This window comes from Bilophila sp. T19-St14, from assembly GCF_059728385.1.
In genome coordinates, this window is the sequence record NZ_BAAGFT010000001.1 from 2043871 (window position 1) to 2063651 (window position 19781).

Annotated in this window: 17 protein-coding genes, 1 pseudogene and 1 riboswitch; of the genes and pseudogenes, 7 read left to right on the plus strand and 11 right to left on the minus strand. The window is 59.4% G+C overall.

From position 1 onward, the window contains the following. Window positions 1-1288: 1288 nt before the first annotated feature. From lgt to AC6I1V_RS08770, 5 genes and pseudogenes are all read right to left on the minus strand, one after another. A complete protein-coding gene (gene lgt, locus AC6I1V_RS08750; RefSeq protein WP_308772229.1) occupies window positions 1289-2074 on the minus strand; it encodes a prolipoprotein diacylglyceryl transferase in 786 nt (261 codons plus the stop codon). Between the two features lie 2 nt (window positions 2075-2076). Beyond that, complete coding sequence (moaC, locus tag AC6I1V_RS08755; RefSeq protein ID WP_497737102.1) at window positions 2077-2673, minus strand: cyclic pyranopterin monophosphate synthase MoaC; 597 nt, start codon at window positions 2671-2673, stop codon at window positions 2077-2079. Further along, window positions 2668-3306: pseudogene (gene cmk / locus AC6I1V_RS08760) on the minus strand ((d)CMP kinase); the annotation flags it as partial. The pseudogene cmk and the gene moaC, both read right to left, overlap by 6 nt. 2 nt (window positions 3307-3308) lie before the next feature. Continuing rightward, complete coding sequence (gene hisC, locus AC6I1V_RS08765) at window positions 3309-4412, minus strand: histidinol-phosphate transaminase (protein ID WP_486854548.1); 1104 nt, start codon at window positions 4410-4412, stop codon at window positions 3309-3311. Between the two features lie 1842 nt (window positions 4413-6254). Beyond that, a complete protein-coding gene (locus AC6I1V_RS08770; RefSeq protein ID WP_308771267.1) occupies window positions 6255-6818 on the minus strand; it encodes an Hsp20/alpha crystallin family protein in 564 nt (187 codons plus the stop codon). 155 nt (window positions 6819-6973) lie between these two features. Continuing rightward, window positions 6974-7120, plus strand: a riboswitch (FMN riboswitch). A 121-nt stretch (window positions 7121-7241) separates the two neighbouring features. On the opposite strand from AC6I1V_RS08770, the gene ribB reads away from it, so the two are divergent. From ribB to AC6I1V_RS08790, 4 genes are all read left to right on the plus strand, one after another. Further along, entirely contained in the window at window positions 7242-7871 is a 630-nt protein-coding gene (gene ribB, locus AC6I1V_RS08775; protein ID WP_486850243.1) for a 3,4-dihydroxy-2-butanone-4-phosphate synthase, read from the plus strand. Between the two features lie 16 nt (window positions 7872-7887). Then, window positions 7888-8298 carry a GlcG/HbpS family heme-binding protein gene (locus tag AC6I1V_RS08780; RefSeq protein ID WP_486854212.1) on the plus strand — a complete coding sequence of 137 codons (411 nt, stop codon included), beginning with the start codon at window positions 7888-7890 and terminating at the stop codon, window positions 8296-8298. An 868-nt stretch (window positions 8299-9166) separates the two neighbouring features. Beyond that, on the plus strand, window positions 9167-12064 hold the full coding sequence (locus AC6I1V_RS08785; protein ID WP_486854211.1) for an insulinase family protein: 2898 nt from the start codon (window positions 9167-9169) through the stop codon (window positions 12062-12064). Window positions 12065-12168: 104 nt separating this feature from the next. Continuing rightward, window positions 12169-12834, plus strand: a complete 666-nt coding sequence (locus AC6I1V_RS08790) for a TetR/AcrR family transcriptional regulator (protein ID WP_302553090.1) — start codon at window positions 12169-12171, stop codon at window positions 12832-12834. 444 nt (window positions 12835-13278) lie between these two features. Here the strand turns inward: AC6I1V_RS08790 and AC6I1V_RS08795 are convergent, their stop codons facing one another. From AC6I1V_RS08795 to cutA, 6 genes are all read right to left on the minus strand, one after another. Beyond that, the gene (locus tag AC6I1V_RS08795) at window positions 13279-14493 is read right to left on the minus strand and encodes a DMT family transporter (protein WP_486854210.1); all 1215 of its coding nucleotides are present in this window, start codon (window positions 14491-14493) and stop codon (window positions 13279-13281) included. Window positions 14494-14591: 98 nt separating this feature from the next. Continuing rightward, the gene (locus AC6I1V_RS08800; RefSeq protein ID WP_486854209.1) at window positions 14592-14813 is read right to left on the minus strand and encodes a tautomerase; all 222 of its coding nucleotides are present in this window, start codon (window positions 14811-14813) and stop codon (window positions 14592-14594) included. Then, window positions 14795-15130 carry a hypothetical protein gene (locus AC6I1V_RS08805; RefSeq protein WP_486854208.1) on the minus strand — a complete coding sequence of 112 codons (336 nt, stop codon included), beginning with the start codon at window positions 15128-15130 and terminating at the stop codon, window positions 14795-14797. The genes AC6I1V_RS08800 and AC6I1V_RS08805 overlap by 19 nt, the downstream gene beginning before the upstream one ends. Before the next feature lie 16 nt (window positions 15131-15146). After that, window positions 15147-15890, minus strand: a complete 744-nt coding sequence (locus AC6I1V_RS08810) for a DUF4851 domain-containing protein (RefSeq protein WP_486854207.1) — start codon at window positions 15888-15890, stop codon at window positions 15147-15149. Between the two features lie 298 nt (window positions 15891-16188). After that, window positions 16189-17133 (minus strand): carbohydrate kinase family protein, encoded by a 945-nt coding sequence (locus AC6I1V_RS08815; RefSeq protein ID WP_486854206.1) that lies wholly within the window; start codon window positions 17131-17133, stop codon window positions 16189-16191. Beyond that, window positions 17133-17453, minus strand: coding sequence for a divalent-cation tolerance protein CutA (cutA, locus tag AC6I1V_RS08820; protein ID WP_308772046.1), 321 nt, complete (start codon window positions 17451-17453; stop codon window positions 17133-17135). The genes AC6I1V_RS08815 and cutA overlap by 1 nt, the downstream gene beginning before the upstream one ends. Before the next feature lie 204 nt (window positions 17454-17657). Here cutA and AC6I1V_RS08825 point away from each other — a divergent pair, with 204 nt between their 5' ends. The 3 genes from AC6I1V_RS08825 to AC6I1V_RS08835 all read left to right on the plus strand — a co-directional run bounded on the left by AC6I1V_RS08825 (window position 17658) and on the right by AC6I1V_RS08835 (window position 19234). Then, the gene (locus tag AC6I1V_RS08825; protein WP_302553084.1) at window positions 17658-17891 is read left to right on the plus strand and encodes a hypothetical protein; all 234 of its coding nucleotides are present in this window, start codon (window positions 17658-17660) and stop codon (window positions 17889-17891) included. Window positions 17892-18085: 194 nt separating this feature from the next. Continuing rightward, window positions 18086-18721, plus strand: coding sequence for an endonuclease III (nth, locus tag AC6I1V_RS08830; RefSeq protein WP_302553083.1), 636 nt, complete (start codon window positions 18086-18088; stop codon window positions 18719-18721). Window positions 18722-18886: 165 nt separating this feature from the next. Continuing rightward, entirely contained in the window at window positions 18887-19234 is a 348-nt protein-coding gene (locus tag AC6I1V_RS08835; protein ID WP_302553082.1) for a hypothetical protein, read from the plus strand. Window positions 19235-19781 lie beyond the last annotated feature (547 nt).

Here is a 19781-nt window from a genome sequence, read left to right on the forward strand (position 1 = left end):
GGCCCGTAATCTGCATCGCTTTCTTCCTCTCCACAGTATGGTAAAAATACGGCCTTTTTCTCCAGTTTTTCCGCCGAAGGACTCCACGGCTGAGGCATTTTATCGTTTATTCCTTTAGGTTGTGTCGTTATTTACATACAATTATTTGAAATTATTGAAATAATATTTTGCGATTTAAAAAATAATTAAATACTTTCAATATATTATATCTAACTAATAACACGACCTAGCAGTTCAAAAAATAAAGCATCAGCCATTTCCCATGACGCAGCCGTGGATGGCTGTTTTCCCCCTTAACCTTAGAATTCACCAAAAGAAAAATACTGCATTTTGACCATGCTGTGGGGATGAGGCAATTATACATGCCATGACAAAAGCTCCCTTATGAGAAAGTTCCTCAAGCCGGGCCTTTTCCGCTTCCCACAAGAAATTTCAGTGCGCAAGCAACTTACACTGTATCGTACAGTGTAACGACATGTCCTTCAGCGCGAGATATATGCCAATAAATAAAAATAAAGATGCTACAATTTAAAAGAACTCCCGCGAGAGCGCGCGTAATATACAAGGCTGTGCCGTAGAAAACGGTTGATGTTTTTTCCTTGAAGCTCCAAAAGGATAACCAGCAAAATGCCTCAGCTGTAGATTCCGCCAAGGGGAAAACTAGAGAAAAAGACTGTATTTTCACCGAGCTGTGGAGATGAAACAACCACATGCCATGACAAGGCCATACAGAAAAGCCATTATCGTATCCTAGGCTGTGTCATCATTTTACATGCAACAATTTTAAATTATTAAAAATATTTTTGTAAATCAAAAATAATTAAGTAATTTTAACATATTATACAATTAACGACACAACCTAGAACTCTCTCGCGAGAGCACCACCAAAGCGATACCGATGATGCCGAGAGAACTCCAGAGGAGAGAGAGAGAGAGAGAGAGAGAGAGAGAGAGAGAGAGAGAGAGAGAGAATAAAAAGCTCCGTTATAGCATATGGTTATTTTATTTTTCACAATATGATGAAAATATAGGCTTTTTCTCCGATTTTTCTCGCTGGCGGGCTCCATAATTGGGGCATTTTATGAGTTATTCCTTTGGAATTTCAAGAAACAAAGCATCAACCGTTTCCTATGACACAGCCCCAAAAGAAAACCCGGCTCCCATCGGTGGGAAAGCCTGCCAATAGGGATTCGATAAACGCGAAAGTCTTGGGAGGGGAAAGGGAGGGGTTTGGGGAGGGGAAGGGGAACCTTTCTCCAGAAAGGTTCCCCTTCCCCTCCCCAATGCTTCATGCCTTCACCGGCCTGAACAACAGCCAGAACCCAGCGATGAGCAAAGGAACACACAAAAGCTGACCCATCGTGAGCCAGCCGAAAGCCAGATAGCCGAGCTGCGGATCTGGCTGGCGGACAAACTCCACGGCAAAACGGAATACGCCGTACAGCACCGCGAACAGGCCGGAAACGCGCCCGGTGGGGCGGATCTTGGACGAATAGGCCCACAGGACGGCGAACATGACCAGCCCTTCAAGCCCGGCCTCATACAACTGCGAAGGATGGCGCGGCAGCGGGCCGCCCGTGGGGAACACCATCCCCAAGGGGCCGTCCGTAACCCCGCCCCACAGCTCGCCGTTGATGAAGTTCCCGATGCGCCCAAAGAACAGGCCCGGCGGGACGAGGGGCGCGACGAAATCCACCACGTCCATGAACTTCTTCTTGTTGCGGCGGCTCCACCACCAGCCCATCAGCAGCACGCCGATGAGCCCGCCGTGGAACGACATGCCGCCGTTCCAGATCTTGAAAATCTCGGACGGCTGATCGAGATACGCGGGCAAATCGTAAAACAGCACATACCCGAAGCGCCCGCCCGCCACCACGCCGAGCATGATCCACGTCAACAGGTCATCGACCTTCTGCCCGCTCCAGCCCGCCGCAGCCCACGCGGGACGGGACGCACGCCAGCGCGCCAGCCCCCACCCGGTCAGAAAGGCGAACAAATACATAAGCCCGTACCAGTGAACCTGCACGGGGCCAAGGCTCAGGGCGACCGGGCTGATGTTCGGATAGGCCAGCATGATCAGGGCCGCCCCACGGAGGGCTTGCGGCGCTCGAACGTGCCCGTGCGCCCCCCGGATTTGTGCACAAGCCGCACGTCGCGGATAACCATATCCTTCTGAACGGCCTTGCACATATCGTAAATGGTCGCCGCCGCAACCTGGGCGGCGATGATGGCTTCCATCTCCACGCCGGTGCGGTCGCTCGTCCGGGCTTCGGATTCGATCAGCACGGCGGGCGGCTCATCCTGAATCTCAAAGCGCACGTCCACAAAACTCAGCGGCACGGGATGGCACAACGGGATAAGCTCCGAAGTCCGCTTCGCCGCCATGATCCCGGCGACCTGCGCCGTGACCAGCACGTCGCCCTTGGGCAGGGCGTGTTCCTTGAGCAGGCCGAGCGTATGGGCGTTCATCTCCACGGCCCCGCGCACGATGGCGATGCGCTTGGTGACGTCCTTGCCCCCCACGTCCACCATGCTGATGGAGCCGTCCCCGGCCATGTGGGAAAACGCGGCGTCGCGCACCCCGGAAGCGGCACCTTCAACGGCATCTTTCGGGCAGCAGCGCACTTCCCGCACGATACGTTCCGAGGAGGCCGCCACCGTATCCGTCAGCACCTTCAGGACGCCGTCAATATCGAGATCCGAGGTATCGACGATCACGGCGTCGGCGGCGGGCTTGAGGGGCGCGACGGCCCGGTTGCGATCCATGTCGTCGCGCTGGCGGATCATTTCGGTGATCTGCGCGAGATCGGCGGGTTCGCCCTTGGCCTGCAACTCCTCAAAACGGCGCATCCCGCGCACTTCCGGCCTTGCATCAAGGAAGAACTTGAACCGCGCCGTGGGGAACACCACGGTGCCCATGTCGCGGCCTTCGGCGACCAGACCGGACTCCCCAAGCGACCGCTGGGCTTCTTTCAAGTAATCGCGAACCACCGTGGACGTGGCGAGACGCGAAGCGAGCCGCCCGACTTCTTCGGTGCGGATTTCGCGGCCCACGGGGACATCGTTGCACAACAATACGGAGCCCTCCCCGCCGCCCTGCAACTTAAAGCGGAAGGCGTTGCAGCGCGCCCTCAGTTCGTCTTCCGGCAGCGTTTCCGCGCCCGGCCCGAGGCGCAGGGCTATGGTACGGAACATGGCCCCGGTATCCAGATAGGGAATCCCCAGAATGGTGGCGAGGCGCTTGGCGAGGGTGGATTTGCCGACCCCGGCGGGGCCGTCCAATGTGATGATAGGCAGACACTTCATGATTACAGCAGTTCCCGCATTGCGTTGATAAGCATGGCATTTTCTTCAGCCGTCCCCACGGATACGCGGAGGTTCCGGGGCAGGCCGTAGCTGGTCAGCGGACGCAGGATGATCCCGCGGCGCAGCAAATCCTCAAACAGGGCGGCGGCGCTGGGGCCGTCCGCCGGAAGCTCGAACATGAGGAAGTTCGACTGGGAAGGAAACACGCGGCATCCGAGCTTTGTGAGCTCCCCGGTGAGCCACGCGCGGCCTTCGCGAACCACCCGTATGGTCTCATCATGGAACGCCACGTCTTGCAGCGCGGCGATCCCGGCCTCCTCAGCCATCAGGTTCACCGAGAAAGGCAGGCGCACACGCCAGTAGTGATCGGCCAGCTCCTCCGGCACGATGGCGTAGCCGAGGCGGAGCCCGGCCATGCCGAAGCTCTTGGAGAACGTGCGCGAAATGATCACGTTGGGGAATTCGTCCAGCCGCTTCGCCAGCGAGTAATCCGCCTCGTCGTCGGTGAAGTCCATGTAGGCTTCGTCCAGCACGAGCAGGCAGGTGTCGGGCAGCGCCTTCGCCAGCCTTTCGAGTTCCGCTGCCGGAGGCGTGTACCCCGACGGGTTGTCGGGCGTGGTGACGAACACGAGGGACGTATTGCCGTCCACCAGTTTGAGCAGGTTATCCCACGGGAACGAGAAGTCGGCGTTCACCGGGGTCTGGCGCAGCTCCACGCCGCACAGGGCGGCCTGCGTCGTGTAGATGCCGAAGCAGGGCTTGAAGGCCGCCGCGTTGTTCACGCCCGGCTCGGCGCAGATGCGGAACAGCAGGTCGATGACTTCATCGGAGCCGTTTCCCACGATGACACGGGAGGGCGATACGCCGTGATGGGCGGCGATGGCCTTCACAAGGCGGGGGTTTCCGGCCTGCGGATAACGGAATGCCAGTCCCGCATGCGTTTCCAGCGTATGCTGAACCAGCGGAGAGGTTCCGAGAGGGTTTTCATTGCTGGCGAGCTTGATGACCCGTTCGATGCCGTACTTCTCGCGGATCTCGTCGATGGAGAGCCCTGCCGTGTAGGGCTTGAAGCCCCGGACCAGTGAACGCATGGGAATGGGAGACATGGCAAGTTCCTTCTATGGTTGTAAAGGAGGAAGTTTCCTTTTTTCCGCCCGTATCGTCAAGGCGAATGACAGGGGGGTGGATAGATGGATGGGTGGGACTTGGAGGGGGGGAGGGAACCTTTCTGGAGAAAGGTTCCCTCCCCCCCTCCAAACCTCCCCCTCTCCCTCCCAAGACTTTCACGCTTATCGAATCCCCGCTTGCGGCCTTCCCCGGCGGCGAAAGGAGAGGCACGGCGTGGGAAAAGGCATATGCCCATGAAGGAGAGCGGCGGCACGGGGCCACGCTCCCTCATGCGTCCGCCTCCATGCCGGGCGTCAAAAGCAACCGCCGCACAGGGGCGCACTGCCGGGTGCGGGAAAAGGCCGGGCGCAGGTTATGACGAGCCTCCCCGGATGGGGTTCCCCGCCGGGTGTGGAAAAACATGGCCCTGTCATGGCATGTGGTTGTTTCATCTCCACAGTATCGAATCTCCGCTTGCGGCCTTCCCCGGCGGCGAAAGGAGAGGCACGGCGTGGGAAAAGGCATATGCCCATGAAGGAGAGCGGCGGCACGGGGCCACACTCCCTCATGCGTCCGCCTCCATGCCGGGCGTCAGAAACAACCGCCGCACAGGGGCACCCTGCCGGGTGCGGGAAAAGGCCGGGCGCAGGTTATGACAAGCCTCCCCGGATGGGGCTCCCCGCCGGGTGTGGAAAAACATGGCCCTGTCATGGCATGTGGTTGTTTCATCTCCACAGTATCGAACCCCGCTTGCGGCCTTCCCCGGCGGCGAAAGGAGAAGCACGGCGTGGGAAAAGGCATATGCCCATGAAGGGGAGCGGCGGCACGGGGCCACACGCCCTCATGCGTCCGTCTCCATGCCGGGCGTCAGAAGCAACAGCCGCACAGGGGCACCCTGCCGGGCACGGGAAAAGGCCGGGCGCAGGTTATGACGAGCCTCCCCGGATGAGGCTCCCCGCCGGGTGTGGAAAAACATGGCCCTGTCATGGCATGTGGTTGTTTCATCTCCACAGTATCGAATCCCCGCTTGCGGCCTTCCCCGGCGGCGAAAGGAGAGGCACGGCGTGGGAAAAGGCATATGCCCATGAAGGGGAGCGGCGGCACGGGGCCACGCTCCCTCATGCGTCCGCCTCCATGCCGGGCGTCAGAAGCAACAGCCGCACAGGGGCACACTGCCGGGTGCGGGAAAAGGCCGGGCGCAGGTTATGACGAGCCTCCCCGGATGGGGCTCCCCGCCGGGTGTGGAAAAACATGGCCCTGTCATGGCATGTGGTTGTTTCATCTCCACAATACGGTGAAAGTATGGCCTTTTTCTCCAGTTTCCCATTGGCGGGACTCACGGCTGAGGCATTTTGTCGGTTATGCCTTTGGAACCTCAAGGAAAAAAACATCAGCCACTTTCTGGGCTGTGTCGTCAATTAGATATAATCTATTGAAATTATTTAATTTTTTTTCAAGCCGCAAAATGATCATTTCAATAATTTTCAAATAATTATATGTAAAATGGCGACACAGCCTAGGACATGGCCAAAAACATCCGCGGCGCGCGAGGCCGAATTTATCCTTCATGGGGCTCCCCGCCAGCGTGGAAAAACAAGGCGACAAAAAAACCGGGAATGACCAGCATTCCCGGTTTCCGCAACTGCCCCGGCGGAGGAGCGCAAGGGCGAGGTGAACCGCAACATGACATCATGGGCCGTTTTCGCGTTCGGATGGCGGATGCCGGCGGACGCAAAATCTGGGAAAAACAGCCCTGGGAAGGCCCCTCATGCATATTCTCAGAGGTTCACGAGGGAAGGCGGGGGGAGGCCCGCGGAGGGGCTCCTCCCCAAGCGCATCAGTTATTCGCCTTTCACAACCTCAATCTTGCGGGCGGCGGGCTTTTCGGGTTCCTTGCGGGGGATCTCGATGCTCAGCACGCCATCCTTGTGGGTCGCGGTGATCTTGTCGGTTTCGACGTCTTCCGGCAGGGAGAGCACGCGGCGGAACGAGCCGTATGAACGCTCCATCCGGTAATAGCCCTTCTTTTCGTCCTTATCCTCGGTTTCGTTTTTCTTTTCGCCCTCGACAATCAGCATGTTGTCGCGGACTTCGATATTGACCTGATCCTGCGGCACGCCGGGGAGCTCAACCGTGGCCTTGTACGCCGTATCGGTCACGGACAAATCCATATGGGGGATCAGCATATCGGGGGCATTGTCGGCAGCCCGCGGGGCCATGCCGGAGAACGCCCTCCACGGCGAGAAGAACCCGCCGAAAAAGTCGCCAAAAAGCCTGTCGATTTCATTGTGGAGCTGATCCACCGGGGTATAGCCCTGAGGGGCGGGGGCGGCTGTACGGTGGGCAGGAGCGGAAGCAGCGCCGTGATGACCGCAGCACGAACCATGATTACGAGTAGTTTCCATAACAACAACCTCCTGTGGATAACTTTTGTAACCAAGAGATAATGCTGTATTCACTTATGTCAATTCCTGTGTATAAAAATAATTCCAATTCTGGAAAACGCTCCACGCCCGCATCCGTGGAGGATTGACAGGATGGGGGCGCCCGCCTACACTCCTGCCGTTCTCAGGGCGGGGTGAAAGTCCCCACCGGCGGTATTCCCCAGATTCGGGGAGAGCCCGCGAGCGCCCTCCATGTGGAGCGGTCAGCAGATCCGGTGAGAAGCCGGAGCCGACGGTAACAGTCCGGATGAAAGAGAAATGGACAGCCGGCGCATCCGTGCGCCGCGAGAGCCTCAACATGCACAGCTCCCGGGCTGCGGCGTTCCGCCGCGGCGCTCCTGTCTGTCGCCCTGATGCTGCACATCCAACGCATTGGAGAGCATCATGAGCCAGCATCAGTTCACCACCACCCCCAATGAACGCGTGGAAGCCGCCGTCGCCGCCGTCCGCAAAGGCCGGGGCGTCCTTGTCGTGGACGATGAGGATCGCGAAAATGAAGGCGACATCATCTTCCCCGCCGTCTCCATCACCAACGAGCAGATGGCCCTGCTTATCCGCGAATGCAGCGGCATCGTCTGCCTCTGCCTGCCGGAAGACAAGGTTCGCCAGCTCGAACTGCCTCAAATGGTGGCAAACAACACCTGCAGGAACCGCACGGCCTTCACCATTTCCATTGAGGCCGCCGAAGGCGTCACCACCGGCGTTTCCGCCGCCGACCGCGTGAAGACCATCCGTACCGCCATCGCCGACGGTGCCGTCCCCGGCGACCTGAACCACCCCGGACACGTGTTCCCCCTGTGCGCGAGATCCGGCGGCGTGCGCGAGCGCGCCGGGCACACCGAGGCCAGCGTGGATCTCATGCGCCTTGCGGGGCTGCCGCCCTACGGCGTCTTGTGCGAACTCACCAACCCCGACGGCACGATGGCCCGGCTCCCCGAAATCATGGCCTTCTCCCAACTGCACGATATGCCCGTCCTTCAGGTACGGGACTTGATCGAGTACATGGAACGCTAACCGAGGAAACCTCACCATGAACAACGCCATTCCGTTCCGCGCCGTGCTGGGCGTGCTGAACCGGCTCGAATCCGAGGCCGCCGGGGGCGCTCCCGTCTGCGCCGCCGTCGTCAACCGCACGGGCAAGCTCGCCGCATTCCTCAGTCTGGACGGCACCCCCGAACGCGCCGAAGCCATCGCCCGGAGCAAGGCATACACCGCCATGCGCATGGAATCGACCACGCAGGCATTCCACGACCGCCTCGTCCGGGAAAACCTCTCCATCGCGGACTTCTGCGATCCGGGCTTCTCCGCGCTGCCCGGAGGCGTGCCCGTATTCGACGAAACGGGGTGCTGCATCGGCGGCGTCGGCATCAGCGGCAGGAAACCGCAGGAAGACGCCGAACTCGCCGAACATTTGGCCCGGCAGCTCATGGGAAAGGAATAGGGCGACAAACGCAGGGGCGGCGGGCCAAAAGGCAAGCCGTCCTTGCCGCTTCAATCCGTACTGACGGCAGCCTCGCCGCAACGGGCCGGGAAAACGTTTCCGGCCCGTTTCCCGTATCCCCGCAAGGCTGGCGCCCATCTTTTCGCGCGGACAAAGGCCGCTGTCCGCTTTCTTGCCCCTGAAACGGCAGGGCATGCATCTTTCCATACGGCCAAGAACCACTGGGAAGAAATGGCGGCGGGGAAAAGGACATGCCTGACAGCCCCAAGGGACGCCCATTCTTGGGAACGGCCTGCCGTCCGGCAGCATTTTCCCCGGCTTGTGCGGAAGACTGCGATATTCTGCATTCCTTATTAGAGGTCTTTCAATTTTCCCCAGTTTGTGCGGAAGACGGCCTGATCCGTCTTACGCGCTTGGGCCGGAGCGGATTTTCCCCGGCTTGTACGGAAGGCTGCGCCGTAGGAAACGGTTGATGCTTCATTTCTTGAAACCCCAAGGGAATAACCGGCAAAAGGCCCCGGGCGCGGAGTCCATCGGCGGAAAATATGGAGAAACTCCCTGTAGTTTCACCGTACGGTAAAGGGAAAACAACCGCATGCTATGACGGAACCATACGGAAAAGAAGAAAGGTTCCTTGGCTGAGAACGCTGATAATCCCCTCTTGACCACTCTACGGGTCGATGTCATTCAGAGAAATATACCATTGCGTTATTCTTTCCCGTAATGGCGGCGGGCGGCTGCGGCCGCCCATGTGAACGGACTGCAGCGCTCCGGGGCAAAGCCGCCGGAGAAGGGAGGCCCGGAAGGAAAACGCCCGCTGTGCGGCGGGCCCTTTCTCCGAGCCTTTCTGCGATATAAGGAGATCAAGATGAATACCCACGGCTTTAGCCTCGTGCGCGAGGAAAGGCTTTCCGAAGTTTCCGGCACCGTCAAACTGTGGCGGCACGACGCCACCGGCGCGGAGCTGCTCTCCATAACCAACAGCGACGAGAACAAGTGCTTCGGCGCGACGTTCCGCACCCCCCCGAAAGACTCCACCGGCGTAGCCCACATCCTCGAACACTCCGTGCTCTGCGGCTCGGAAAAGTACCCGGTGAAGGAACCCTTCGTCGAACTGCTCAAAGGGTCGCTCCAGACCTTCCTCAACGCCTTCACCTTCCCGGACAAGACCTGCTACCCGGTCGCCAGCGCCAACCTTCAGGATTTCTACAACCTCGTCGACGTCTACCTTGACGCCGTATTCTTCCCCCGCATCGACGAGAACTGCTTCCAGCAGGAAGGCTGGCACATCGAAGCCGACAGCCCCGCCGGGCCGCTCCGCTACAAAGGCGTTGTCTTCAACGAAATGAAGGGCGTGTATTCCTCGCCGGACTCCGTGCTGGCGGAGCACTCCCAGCAGTCCCTGTTCCCGGACATGACCTACGGCCTCGACTCTGGCGGCAACCCCGAAGTCATCCCCCAGCTTACCTACAAGGCCTTCAAAGCGTTCCACGAGTCGCACTACCACCCGTCCAACACCCGCTTCTTCTTCTGGGGCGACGACCCCGAAGAACGGCGTTTCGCGCTGCTTGAGCCGTACCTGTCGCGCTTCACGGCCCGCGAGACCGACAGCGCCGTGCCGCTCCAGCCGCGCCTCGACGTGCCCCGCCAGCTTGAATTCCCCTATGCCTCCGGCGAAGACGGCGACAAGGGGCATGTGACCCTCAACTGGCTGACGTGCGAAACCGCCGACACGGGCGAGCTCCTCGTGCTGGAAATGCTGGAGCACATCCTCCTCGGCCTGCCCGGTTCGCCCCTGCGCAAGGCGCTGATCGAATCCGGCCTCGGAGAAGACCTCACCGGCGGCGGCCTTGAAACGGATCTGCGCCAGACGTTCTTCTCCGTGGGCCTGCGCTCCATCACGCCCGGCACCGCCGGGGACGTGGAAATGCTGGTCATGGAAACGCTGGCCGAGCTTGCGGAAAACGGCATCCCCGCCGCAGCCGTGGAAGCCGCCGTGAACAGCGTGGAATTCGACCTGCGCGAAAACAATTCGGGGCGGTTCCCGCGCGGCCTCGCCGCCATGATCCGCAGCCTCGCCACATGGCTGTACGACGGCGACCCCATCGCCCCGCTGGCGTGGGAAAAGCCCCTCGCCGCCCTCAAGGCCCGCCTCGCTTCCGGGGAAAAGGTCTTTGAAGGCGCCATCAGGCGCTGGTTCCTCGACAACGGGCACCGCTCCACGGTCATCCTGACCCCGGATTCCGGCCTTGCCGCCGAGCGCGAAGCCGCCGAAGCCGCCAGGCTCCAGCGCATCTACGACGCCCTTTCCGATGAAGACCACAAGGAAATCGTGGCCCGCACCGAAGCCCTGCGCGCCAGCCAGCAGGCCCCGGACAGCCCCGAAGCCCTCGCCGCCATACCGAGCCTGACCCTTGCGGATCTGCCCCGCGAGAACGTAATCCTGCCCAAGGAAGAAGGCAGGGCGGGCGATCTGGCCATCCTCGCCCACGACATCGACACGTCCGGCATCCTGTATGCGGAAATCCTCTTCCCGCTGGACGCCGTGCCCGCCGAACTCCTGCCCCTCGTCCCGCTCATGGGCCGCAGCCTTACGGAAATGGGCACGTCCAGGCGCGATTTCGTGGAGCTCGGCACCCTGCTGGCCTCCAAGACCGGCGGCATGGACGCCGCGCCCCTCGTCGCCACCATGCGCGGCACCCGGATGCCCGTCGCCAAGCTCTGCCTCGGCGGCAAGGCCACGGCGGACAAGGCCGACGACCTGTTCTCGCTCATGGCCGAAGTCCTCACCGACACCAACTTCGACAACCCGCAGCGGTTCACCCAGATGGTGCTGGAGGAGCGCGCCCGCCTTGAGCAGTCGCTCATCCCCGCCGGGCACGGCACGGTCATCGCCCGCCTGCGCGCGGCCTACAGCCTTGCCGGACGGATCAGCGAAGCCATCGGCGGCATCACCTACCTTGAAGCCATCCGTGCCCTGTCCGAGCGCGTGGTCAGCGACTGGGACAGCGTGCGCGCGGATCTCGAAATCCTGCGCGGCCTCATCCTGAACCGTCAGGACGCCATCCTCAACCTCACCGCCGACGCGGGCACCCTCGCCGCCGTGCAGCCCTACGCCGCCGCGCTCGGCCGCGCCCTGCCCACGGCCTTCTCCGTGCCGCTGGAACGCGAACCGCTCAAGGCCGCGGCGAACGAAGCCCTCATCGTGCCCGCGCAGGTCAACTACGTCGGGAAGGGTTGCAACATCTACGATCTCGGCTATACGTGGCACGGTTCCGCGCACGTCATCACCCGGCACCTGCGCATGGGCTGGCTGTGGGATCAGGTTCGCGTGCAGGGCGGCGCGTACGGCGCGTTCTGCGCGCTCGATCGCATGAGCGGCTCACTGGCGCTGGTTTCCTACCGCGACCCCAATGTCGAAAAGACCCTCGCCACCTACGACGCGACCGCCGATTACCTGCGGAAGCTGGATCTTTCCGACCGCGACCTGACGCTTGCCATCGTGGGGGCCATCGGCGATCTTGATACCTATCTCCTGCCCGACGCACGGGGAGCCGCGTCGCTGTCCCGCCACCTGACGGACGACCGCGACGATCTGCGCCAGCAGATGCGCGAGGAGATGCTCGGCACGACCCGCCGCCACTTCACGGAATTCGCCGACGTCATGGCTGAAGCGGCCAAAGCCGGGACGGTATGCGTCCTCGGCGGCTCCGCAGCCGAAAACGCGGCAACGGAACATGGCTGGACGAAGAAAAAAGTCCTGTAACCGCCCATGACGCGGCCCGGGAAACGACATTTCCGGGCCGCGTCCGGCGATGTCCTCTGCAACACCGGCAAGCCTTCCGCCGGAGTCGTCGTATAGGAGAAGTCATGGAAACAAAAGGGACTGCCCCCGCCACTCCCGCCACAGAACGCCGCCAGCGCACGCCTCTCGCCGTCACCCGCGAACGGGTTCTCGGCATCGCGGAACGGATGTTCCGTCAAAGCGGCGTTCAGGCCGTAAGCGTCGACGCCATCGCACAGGCCGCAGGCATCAAAAAAATGACCCTTTACCGCTGTTTCCCTTCCAAGGAAGAACTGGTCTTGGCCTGTATGGATCAGTGGGAAGCCGCATTCCGGCGGATTTGGGATCAGGCGCAGGATCAATATCCCAATGAACCCGCCCGCCAGCTTCTGGCGTTTTTCCAGTCCATTCATGAGCTTGTCTCACAGCCCGGATACAGCGGCAACGTGTTCATGCACCTGATGACCGATTATACCGACCCGGAACACCACATCTGCGTGCGCGTGCGCGAACAGCGGGCTTCCTTGCGGGCGGACGTGCGGAACCTGCTCGCCAAGGCGGAGGCCCCCGACCCCGACCAGCTCGCCGATACCTATTGCCTGCTGCTTGAAGGGCTTTTTACCACGGCCCGCACCTACGGGTTCGACAGCGGGCCTGTCCGCAGCGCCCCCGCCATCGCCGAAAAAATGCTCCGCCAAGGCTGCGGCTCCCGCGCGTTCCCGCCAGAGCCGCGCAGGTTCCGCCGCTGGTAGGGCGTTTCACAAGAAAAGGCGTTCCCTGCAAGAAAACGGTTTCGCATCGAAGGTGCCCGATGCGAAACCGTTTTCTTGCGGGTATGCCCCTGTAAAAACAAGGCCCCTGTCAGGGTATATGATTGTTTTTATCACCACAACATACTGAAAATACAGCTTTTTGTCCGGTTTTCCCTTAACGGAATCCATGACTAAGGCATTTTATTGGTTATGCCTATGGAACTTCAAGGAGAAAGGCATCAGCCATTTTCTATGGCACAGCCAAGGCAAAAAACTAAGGCTCTGTTATAGTTTGTGATTGTTTCATCTCCACAGTGAGGTAAAAATACAGCCTTTTTCTCCGGTTTTCCCCTTGGCGGGATCCACGGTTAAGGTATTTTGCATGTTATCCCTTTAGATCTTCAAAGAAAAAAGTATCAACCACTTTCTATAACACAGCCAAAACTAACGCTTCAAAAGCCCGCTTTTCATATTTGCTATATAGACGCCGAGCAGTATTATGAGCGTCCCGTAACATTGCATAGCTGAAAAATCTTCATCAAGCACAAAAACACCGGCCAATATGGATACTGCCGTTGATATGCCCACAAACGATGAGGCTTTATTCGTTCCAATATATGATATTGACATATTGAACAATAAAAAAGACAGGACGGAAGATGCGATCCCAAGATATATAACGGAAAACAGGAATTCCGTATTTTGAAACGGCAGCATGAACCAATCAACGGCAGTACCTGCGGCTATGCTCATTCCTATCGCCATAGTAGTAAAAAAGCAGGCTCCGCACGCGATCATGGCATATGTCTTTTCAATATTTGTTATTGCATATGCTTTTTCAGCAGAAACGCAGTACAAGCTGTAAGACAATACGGCCATACATAGCATTATATAGCCGATCCCGTTGAAAGAAGACTCGAATCCCTTTGCAATTACACAAACGACCACCCCAAGCACCGTTAAGCAAATGCCGAAAGTTTGAAACCTTGTCGGTTTTTTGTGCAGAAAAAGGATTGATGCGGCGAGTGAGGCTATTGGGATACTCGCAATGATGGCCCCGCTCTCTGAAGCCGTCGTCATCTGTATTCCAAACGTCTCACATGAAAAATAGGCTATCGGCTGAAGAAAGGCTATCTTTAGCAAAGATGGCAAATGTTTCTTCTTTATGTTTATATTTATATATCCTGTAGCCAATAAAATATTCATCATGATGAACGCCAGTAAAAAGCGCCACCCCAGCAACGTCACAGCATCGACGTCCGATGTTATTTTCTTTGTAAATAAATAGCTAAGGCCAAAAAGGGTTTCGCATGACACAGCACATGCGCACCCGATAAGAGTTCTTTTTTGTATCTCGGTCATTCCAGCTCGAATCCTGCCGCTTTCCTGCGCCCTGCCCGTCGGCCCACCATGCTCAGGCTGCTTGTCAGGCATCATCCCCCGTTCCCTGCCGGTGCGGGAGGCCGCCTCCTTTGCCGACGCCTCCGGGTAGCCGTTTTCGCCGTCCATGCCCCGGTTGTCCGTGTCCATCCCGCCGATGGCGGCTGTGGCAGCCGGATTTTTCCCAAGCACGCAAGCAGTTCGTCGCCCCTTGAGGCGTTCAGCTTTCCGCACAGCGGCCAGCGTGCCGTTTTCCCGCGTCACCCGCTGTTGCCGCAAGGTTTGGGCCGGGCCCCTATTTCTTCATATCCCAGAGCGTGCCGATAAAATCGGTGAGTGCCTGCCGATTGATGCCCGCGGGCGGATAGGGGAGCTTTTCATCCCCCGCCCCCTGCCGATGCGGGAGGCCGCTTCCTTTGCCGACGCCTCCGGGTAGCCGGTTCGCCGCCCATGCCCCGGTTGTCCGTATCCACCCCGCCGATGGCGGCTGTGGCAGCCGGATTTTTCCCAAGCACGCAGTTCCGCCGCCCCTTGAGGCGTTCAGCTTTCCTCACGGCGGCTGACGTGCCGTTTTCCCGCGTCACCCGCTGTTGCCGCAAGGTTTGGGCCGGGCCCTCTTCATATCCCAGAGCGTGCCGATAAAATCGGTGAGCGCCTGCCGATTGATGCCCGCAGGCGGATAGGAGAGCTTTTCATCCCCGCCCCTGCCGGTGCGGGAGGCCGCTTCCTTTGCCGACGCCTCCGGGTAGCCGTTTTCGCCGTCCATGCCCCGGTTGTCCGTGTCCACCCCGCCGATAGCGGCTGTGGCAGCCGGATTTTTCCCAAGCACGCAAGCAGTTCGTCGCCCCTTGAGGGGTTCGGCTTTCCGCACGGCGGCCAGCGTGCCGTTTTCCCGCTTCACCCGCTGTTGCCGCAACGTATGGGCCGGGCCCCTATTTCTTCATATCCCAGAGCGTACCGATAAAATCGGTGAGCGCCTGCCGATTGATGCCCGCGGGCGGATAGGGGAGCTTTTCCTTGGGCCGGGGAAGTTCCACGCCGCCGTTTTTGGGATCGCCGTTCAGCAGTTGGAAGGCTTCCAATGCCCTTGCCTCGAAAGCCGCCAGCAGGGGGATATTGTCCTCAAGCGGCATATCGGAAGGCGCGGGGAGGGGCTCGCGGTATTCGACGATGAGCTTGGCCTTGTAGAACCACAGGACAAAGGTAAAGCGGCGGACGAGGCTGCCGTTCTCCCACAGTCCCGGCTCGTCGGAAGCCCACGGGTCATCCTTCGAGTCCAAAACATAGGTATCCGCAAACCCGGAAAAACCATTGATGTCCTGCTTCTTGTGCCTGATCGGGGGGAAACCGGGTTCCGGTTCCACGGGCCATGTTTCGCCGTTCTGGGAAACCGCCAGGAGCGCGACAAGGTGCGCCGGCGCCTGCGGGCGGCTGTACATGGCATACACGGCCTGTACCGAGGTAGCCTGAAGCATGCCGTTCTGTACCGAAGGCGAAAGATCCACGCGCCGGGCGTCGACGGAGGCAAAATCGGCGGCGGGCTTCACAGCCACGGCGGGACGGGCGGGCGATACCAACATGCCGTCGGCCACGCCCCGGATAAGCCCGCCCTTGGCGTTCATGCCGACAAAGGCCGCCAACGCGATGACCAAAATGGGAATAATGATTTTGAACATCTGCTGTCTCCACTCAGAAATGCCGAAACGGATCACGCCGTTTCGCCGTCAAGCAAACCACCTGTTTTCCAAACGCCGCATAGACACCCACCGGCCTATCCCTCCGAAAGCGGCAGGGGAAGGCTCTGCGGGGCAGATGAGCCCCCGGAGGGGCGCAATCCCTTATTTAGAGGTTGAGCTGTGTTGCAGGGAGCCCCGGAGGGCATGGGGCAGCCAAGCTGCCCCCAGCCTAGCCCCAAAGAAGGCTGCGGGACAAAGGAGCCTCCCCGCCCTTCGGAAAGGCCCTCTCCCCCTGTGCCTACCACTTCACGCCCGGTTCCTCGTGGAACGCGGCGCGGTGGCGGGCGGCGAAATCCTCATAGGTAAACACATGCTCCTGCGTGCCCTGATGTTCGATGCAGTAGCTGGCGCACGTCGCGCCGAGCCGGGCGGAAGCGAGCACGTCGAGGCCGTGCAGGAGGCCCTTGAGCAGGCCGGAGCGGAACGAGTCGCCCGCACCGGTGGGGTCGGCCACGGTTTTGGGCGCGGCGATGCCCACGGTTCCCCCTTCGCCATTGTTGATGACCGACCCCTGTTCGCCGAGCGTGGTGATCACGCCGCCGGTCAGGGCGCGCAGCTCGGCGCGGGTACGCCGCGTGGCCTTGCAGATCATCTCCAGCTCATAGTCGTTGGTCACGAGCAGGGCCGAACCGGTGATGGCGTCAAGCAGATCGTCGCCGGAAAGCGCCGGGATCTGCTGGCCGGGATCGTAGATGTACCGGATGCCCTTTTCGCGGAACAAACGGGGAAGCACCTTCATGTCGTCAAGGTTGCTGGGGGATACGATGCCCCAGTCGGCGGAAGCGTCGGCGTGCGGGAACGCGTACTCGCACGGGAACCCCATCGCGGCGGGATGGAACCCGTTGATCTGGTTGTTGTTCTTGTCGGTAATCAGCGTGCAGCTCGCGGTAAACTCATCCTTCATGATGCGGACGCCTTCGAGCGAAATCCCTTTCGATTCGAGGAACGCGCCGTATTCGGAAAAGTTCTTGCCCGCCGTGGCGAGGATAAGCGGCTTTTCGCCCATCAGCGCCAGCGTGTAGGCGATGTTCCCCGCGCAGCCGCCGCGTTTTTCCACCAGCCCGTCGATGAGGAAGCTCACGTTCAAAATATGCAGCTTGTCGGCAAGGATGTGGTCGGCGAACGCGCCGTTAAAGGACATGATGCGGTCAAAAGCCAGCGAACCGGCGACATAAATGGACATTATTCCTCCGGGTGTGTTGATTGGGTGATCCAGGCGAGAAAATCCGCGTCCCCCCGTGCCACGGGCAGGGCCACGATGCAGGGGGTCTCATAGCTGTGCAAGGCACGCACCCGGACGGCCAGCGCTTCAAAACGATCGTCGTCCGTCTTGGCGATGAAGGGGATCTCTTCGGAACGGCAAAGTTCTCCCTTCCACGAATAGACCGAGCGGATCGGGGCCATGATGTTTACGCAGGCCGCAAGGCCGTTTTCCACCAGATCCCCGGCGATGCGTTCCGCCTCGTCCGCCGAAGCCGCCGTCATATAGACGAGAAGCGCCATATCCCCTCCCTTCACAGTGCGTTGGGCAGAAACGATAGCCGTTTCACACCGTTCTGGCAATCGAGCCGCCCAGCCCGATCACGGGCCTTTTTGAGAAAATTTTTTGTTGTTTGATTGAACAGAACAGGTTGACGCCTACGGCATGGGGGGCTATCAAATATATAAAGGTAACTGTTTTATAACCCTTTTCTCTGGAGGAGAGCCATGTCTGCCTATGGAAGCACTGTTTCCGATGTCATGGTCGAGGGCGGCACGCGGTGCAGGCTGGATACCGTTACCTACACCTCGCCAGAATTCGACGAACTGGAAACCATCGTTGAAGTGTGCGAACCCCTTTATGAAACCGAAAAGCCCACCATGCAGGCCCCTGTGGAACAGGGCCCTGAGCCGGTCATTTTCGTTTCCCCTGAATTCGACGAAATCGAAACGCTCATGTAAGCACCCGGTGAGTGAACAGCACTCCCGCATGGGCGGGAGGTCTCTTCACTCACCGGCCCCCGGCATGGCCCCGCCGCTTGGCTTTTCGGCATCCCGATCTTATGGTTTTGTTTCCGGCGTTCCGGGCGGAATATCCGTCCGGGACACGTTGCCGCGCCCCTTGCGGCGCGCCACCCCGAATGAAGGAAACGACCATGACAGACAAACAACGGGCTGCAAAAGTCCTTGAACTGCTCGCCGAACGCTATCCCGATCTGGAAACCCACCTTATAGCCGAAAACCCGTGGGAGCTGCTCGTCGCCACGGTGCTTGCCGCGCAATGCACGGACAGGCGCGTGAATCAGGTTACGCCCGAACTTTTCCGCCGCTGGCCCGATCCGGCGGCCCTCGCCCAAGCCACCATCCCCGAACTTGAGGAAGTCATCCACTCCGTCGGCTTCTATCACAGCAAGGCGAAACACCTCATCGCCGCCGCGCAGATCGTCGTGAAGGAGTTCAACGGGAAAACGCCCAACACCATGAAGGATCTCATCAAGCTTCCCGGCGTGGCCCGCAAGACGGCCAATGTGGTCCTGTGGGGCGGATTCGGCATCAACGAGGGCCTTGCCGTGGACACGCACGTCAAGCGCATCTCCGGGCGACTTGGGCTCACCAAGCATACCGATCCCGTGGACATCGAAAAGGATCTGATCAAGCTGTTCCCGCAATCCGAATGGGGCAACGTCAACCATCGGATGGTATGGTTCGGCCGCCATGTCTGCGATGCGCGGAAGCCCCTGTGTGACGAGTGCGAGATGGCTTCGTTCTGCCCCAAGGTAGGCGTGGAGTAGAATCATTCCGGCAGCCTATTGATTATCATGGCATCATTTTCCCCTCATCGTACCCTGAACGTATGGATTACGTTCCTGCATCCGAGGGGCGCAGCAGAGTCCGGGGCTGCGGCCCTTTTCAGGAAGCGGTCGGTACAACCTGCCCGGAGGAAGAGGAGAAACGCCATGAAACGCCTCATCGTCGCTCTTGCGCTCGCCGCATCGCTCGGCATGGCCGGGAATGCCCTTGCCTTGGACAAGAAAATCAACATTTTTAACGGTGCCCAGTATGACATTTATACGCTGTACCTCTCTCCCACCAACGCCAATGATTGGGAAGAAAACCTGTTGAAGCAGGAAACCCTCCCCAACGGCGACAAGGTGGACATAGAGGTCAGCCGTACCGAAAAGGCCGAAGCCTGGGACGTCAAAGTCACCAACAAGGCCGGCGAAACCATGACATGGATCGGCGTGCCGCTGAACAAGGCCGGCCAGATCACCCTGCTCCCCGACGGGAAGTATGAAGCCCGTTAATGGGTTGGGGTAGAATAATTGGGGAGGGGGAGGGAACCTTTCTAAAGAAAGGTTCCCTCCCCCTCCCCAAACCCCACCCCTCTCCCTCCCAAGACTTTCGCCCTTATCGAATCCCTCCTGTCGGCCTTTCCGCATAAATGCAGGCAGCGCCGCCACATCGGGCGTGCAAAAGGAAAATTGAAGGCTTTCCCATGCAAGTTACAGGTTGAAATGATGTATTGAAAGGCTGTGTTATAGAAAATGTTTGATGCTTTTTTCCTTGAAGCTCCAAAGGGATAACCGGAAAAATGCCTTGGCCGTGGCTCCCGCCAAGGGGAAAACAGGAGAAAAAGGCTGTATTTTCACCACACTGTGGAGATGAAACAACCACATATATAACAGAGCCTATTGAAATACCGCGTATCAGGATCGGCTTTTCCCGTACGAATAGGCTAAAGCTGTGAGTTGCATCAGTATGCTGTGGGGGTTCATCAATCTTTGGTGGATTCCCTTTAAAAGGCATGGTGGAACCCATCGCTTTTTTATAGGGAAAACAGGAGAAGGTTAT

What these genes read in the sequence shown, in the direction of transcription:
- lgt (WP_308772229.1), bottom strand. Translation starts at nt 2,074, where the DNA reads ATGCTGGCCTATCCGAACATCAGCCCGGTCGCCCTGAGCCTTGGCCCC.
- hisC (WP_486854548.1), bottom strand. Translation starts at nt 4,412, where the DNA reads ATGTCTCCCATTCCCATGCGTTCACTGGTCCGGGGCTTCAAGCCCTAC.
- AC6I1V_RS08770 (WP_308771267.1), bottom strand. Translation starts at nt 6,818, where the DNA reads ATGGAAACTACTCGTAATCATGGTTCGTGCTGCGGTCATCACGGCGCT.
- ribB (WP_486850243.1), top strand. Translation starts at nt 7,242, where the DNA reads ATGAGCCAGCATCAGTTCACCACCACCCCCAATGAACGCGTGGAAGCC.
- AC6I1V_RS08780 (WP_486854212.1), top strand. Translation starts at nt 7,888, where the DNA reads ATGAACAACGCCATTCCGTTCCGCGCCGTGCTGGGCGTGCTGAACCGG.
- AC6I1V_RS08785 (WP_486854211.1), top strand. Translation starts at nt 9,167, where the DNA reads ATGAATACCCACGGCTTTAGCCTCGTGCGCGAGGAAAGGCTTTCCGAA.
- AC6I1V_RS08790 (WP_302553090.1), top strand. Translation starts at nt 12,169, where the DNA reads ATGGAAACAAAAGGGACTGCCCCCGCCACTCCCGCCACAGAACGCCGC.
- AC6I1V_RS08810 (WP_486854207.1), bottom strand. Translation starts at nt 15,890, where the DNA reads ATGTTCAAAATCATTATTCCCATTTTGGTCATCGCGTTGGCGGCCTTT.
- AC6I1V_RS08815 (WP_486854206.1), bottom strand. Translation starts at nt 17,133, where the DNA reads ATGTCCATTTATGTCGCCGGTTCGCTGGCTTTTGACCGCATCATGTCC.
- cutA (WP_308772046.1), bottom strand. Translation starts at nt 17,453, where the DNA reads ATGGCGCTTCTCGTCTATATGACGGCGGCTTCGGCGGACGAGGCGGAA.
- AC6I1V_RS08825 (WP_302553084.1), top strand. Translation starts at nt 17,658, where the DNA reads ATGTCTGCCTATGGAAGCACTGTTTCCGATGTCATGGTCGAGGGCGGC.
- nth (WP_302553083.1), top strand. Translation starts at nt 18,086, where the DNA reads ATGACAGACAAACAACGGGCTGCAAAAGTCCTTGAACTGCTCGCCGAA.
- AC6I1V_RS08835 (WP_302553082.1), top strand. Translation starts at nt 18,887, where the DNA reads ATGAAACGCCTCATCGTCGCTCTTGCGCTCGCCGCATCGCTCGGCATG.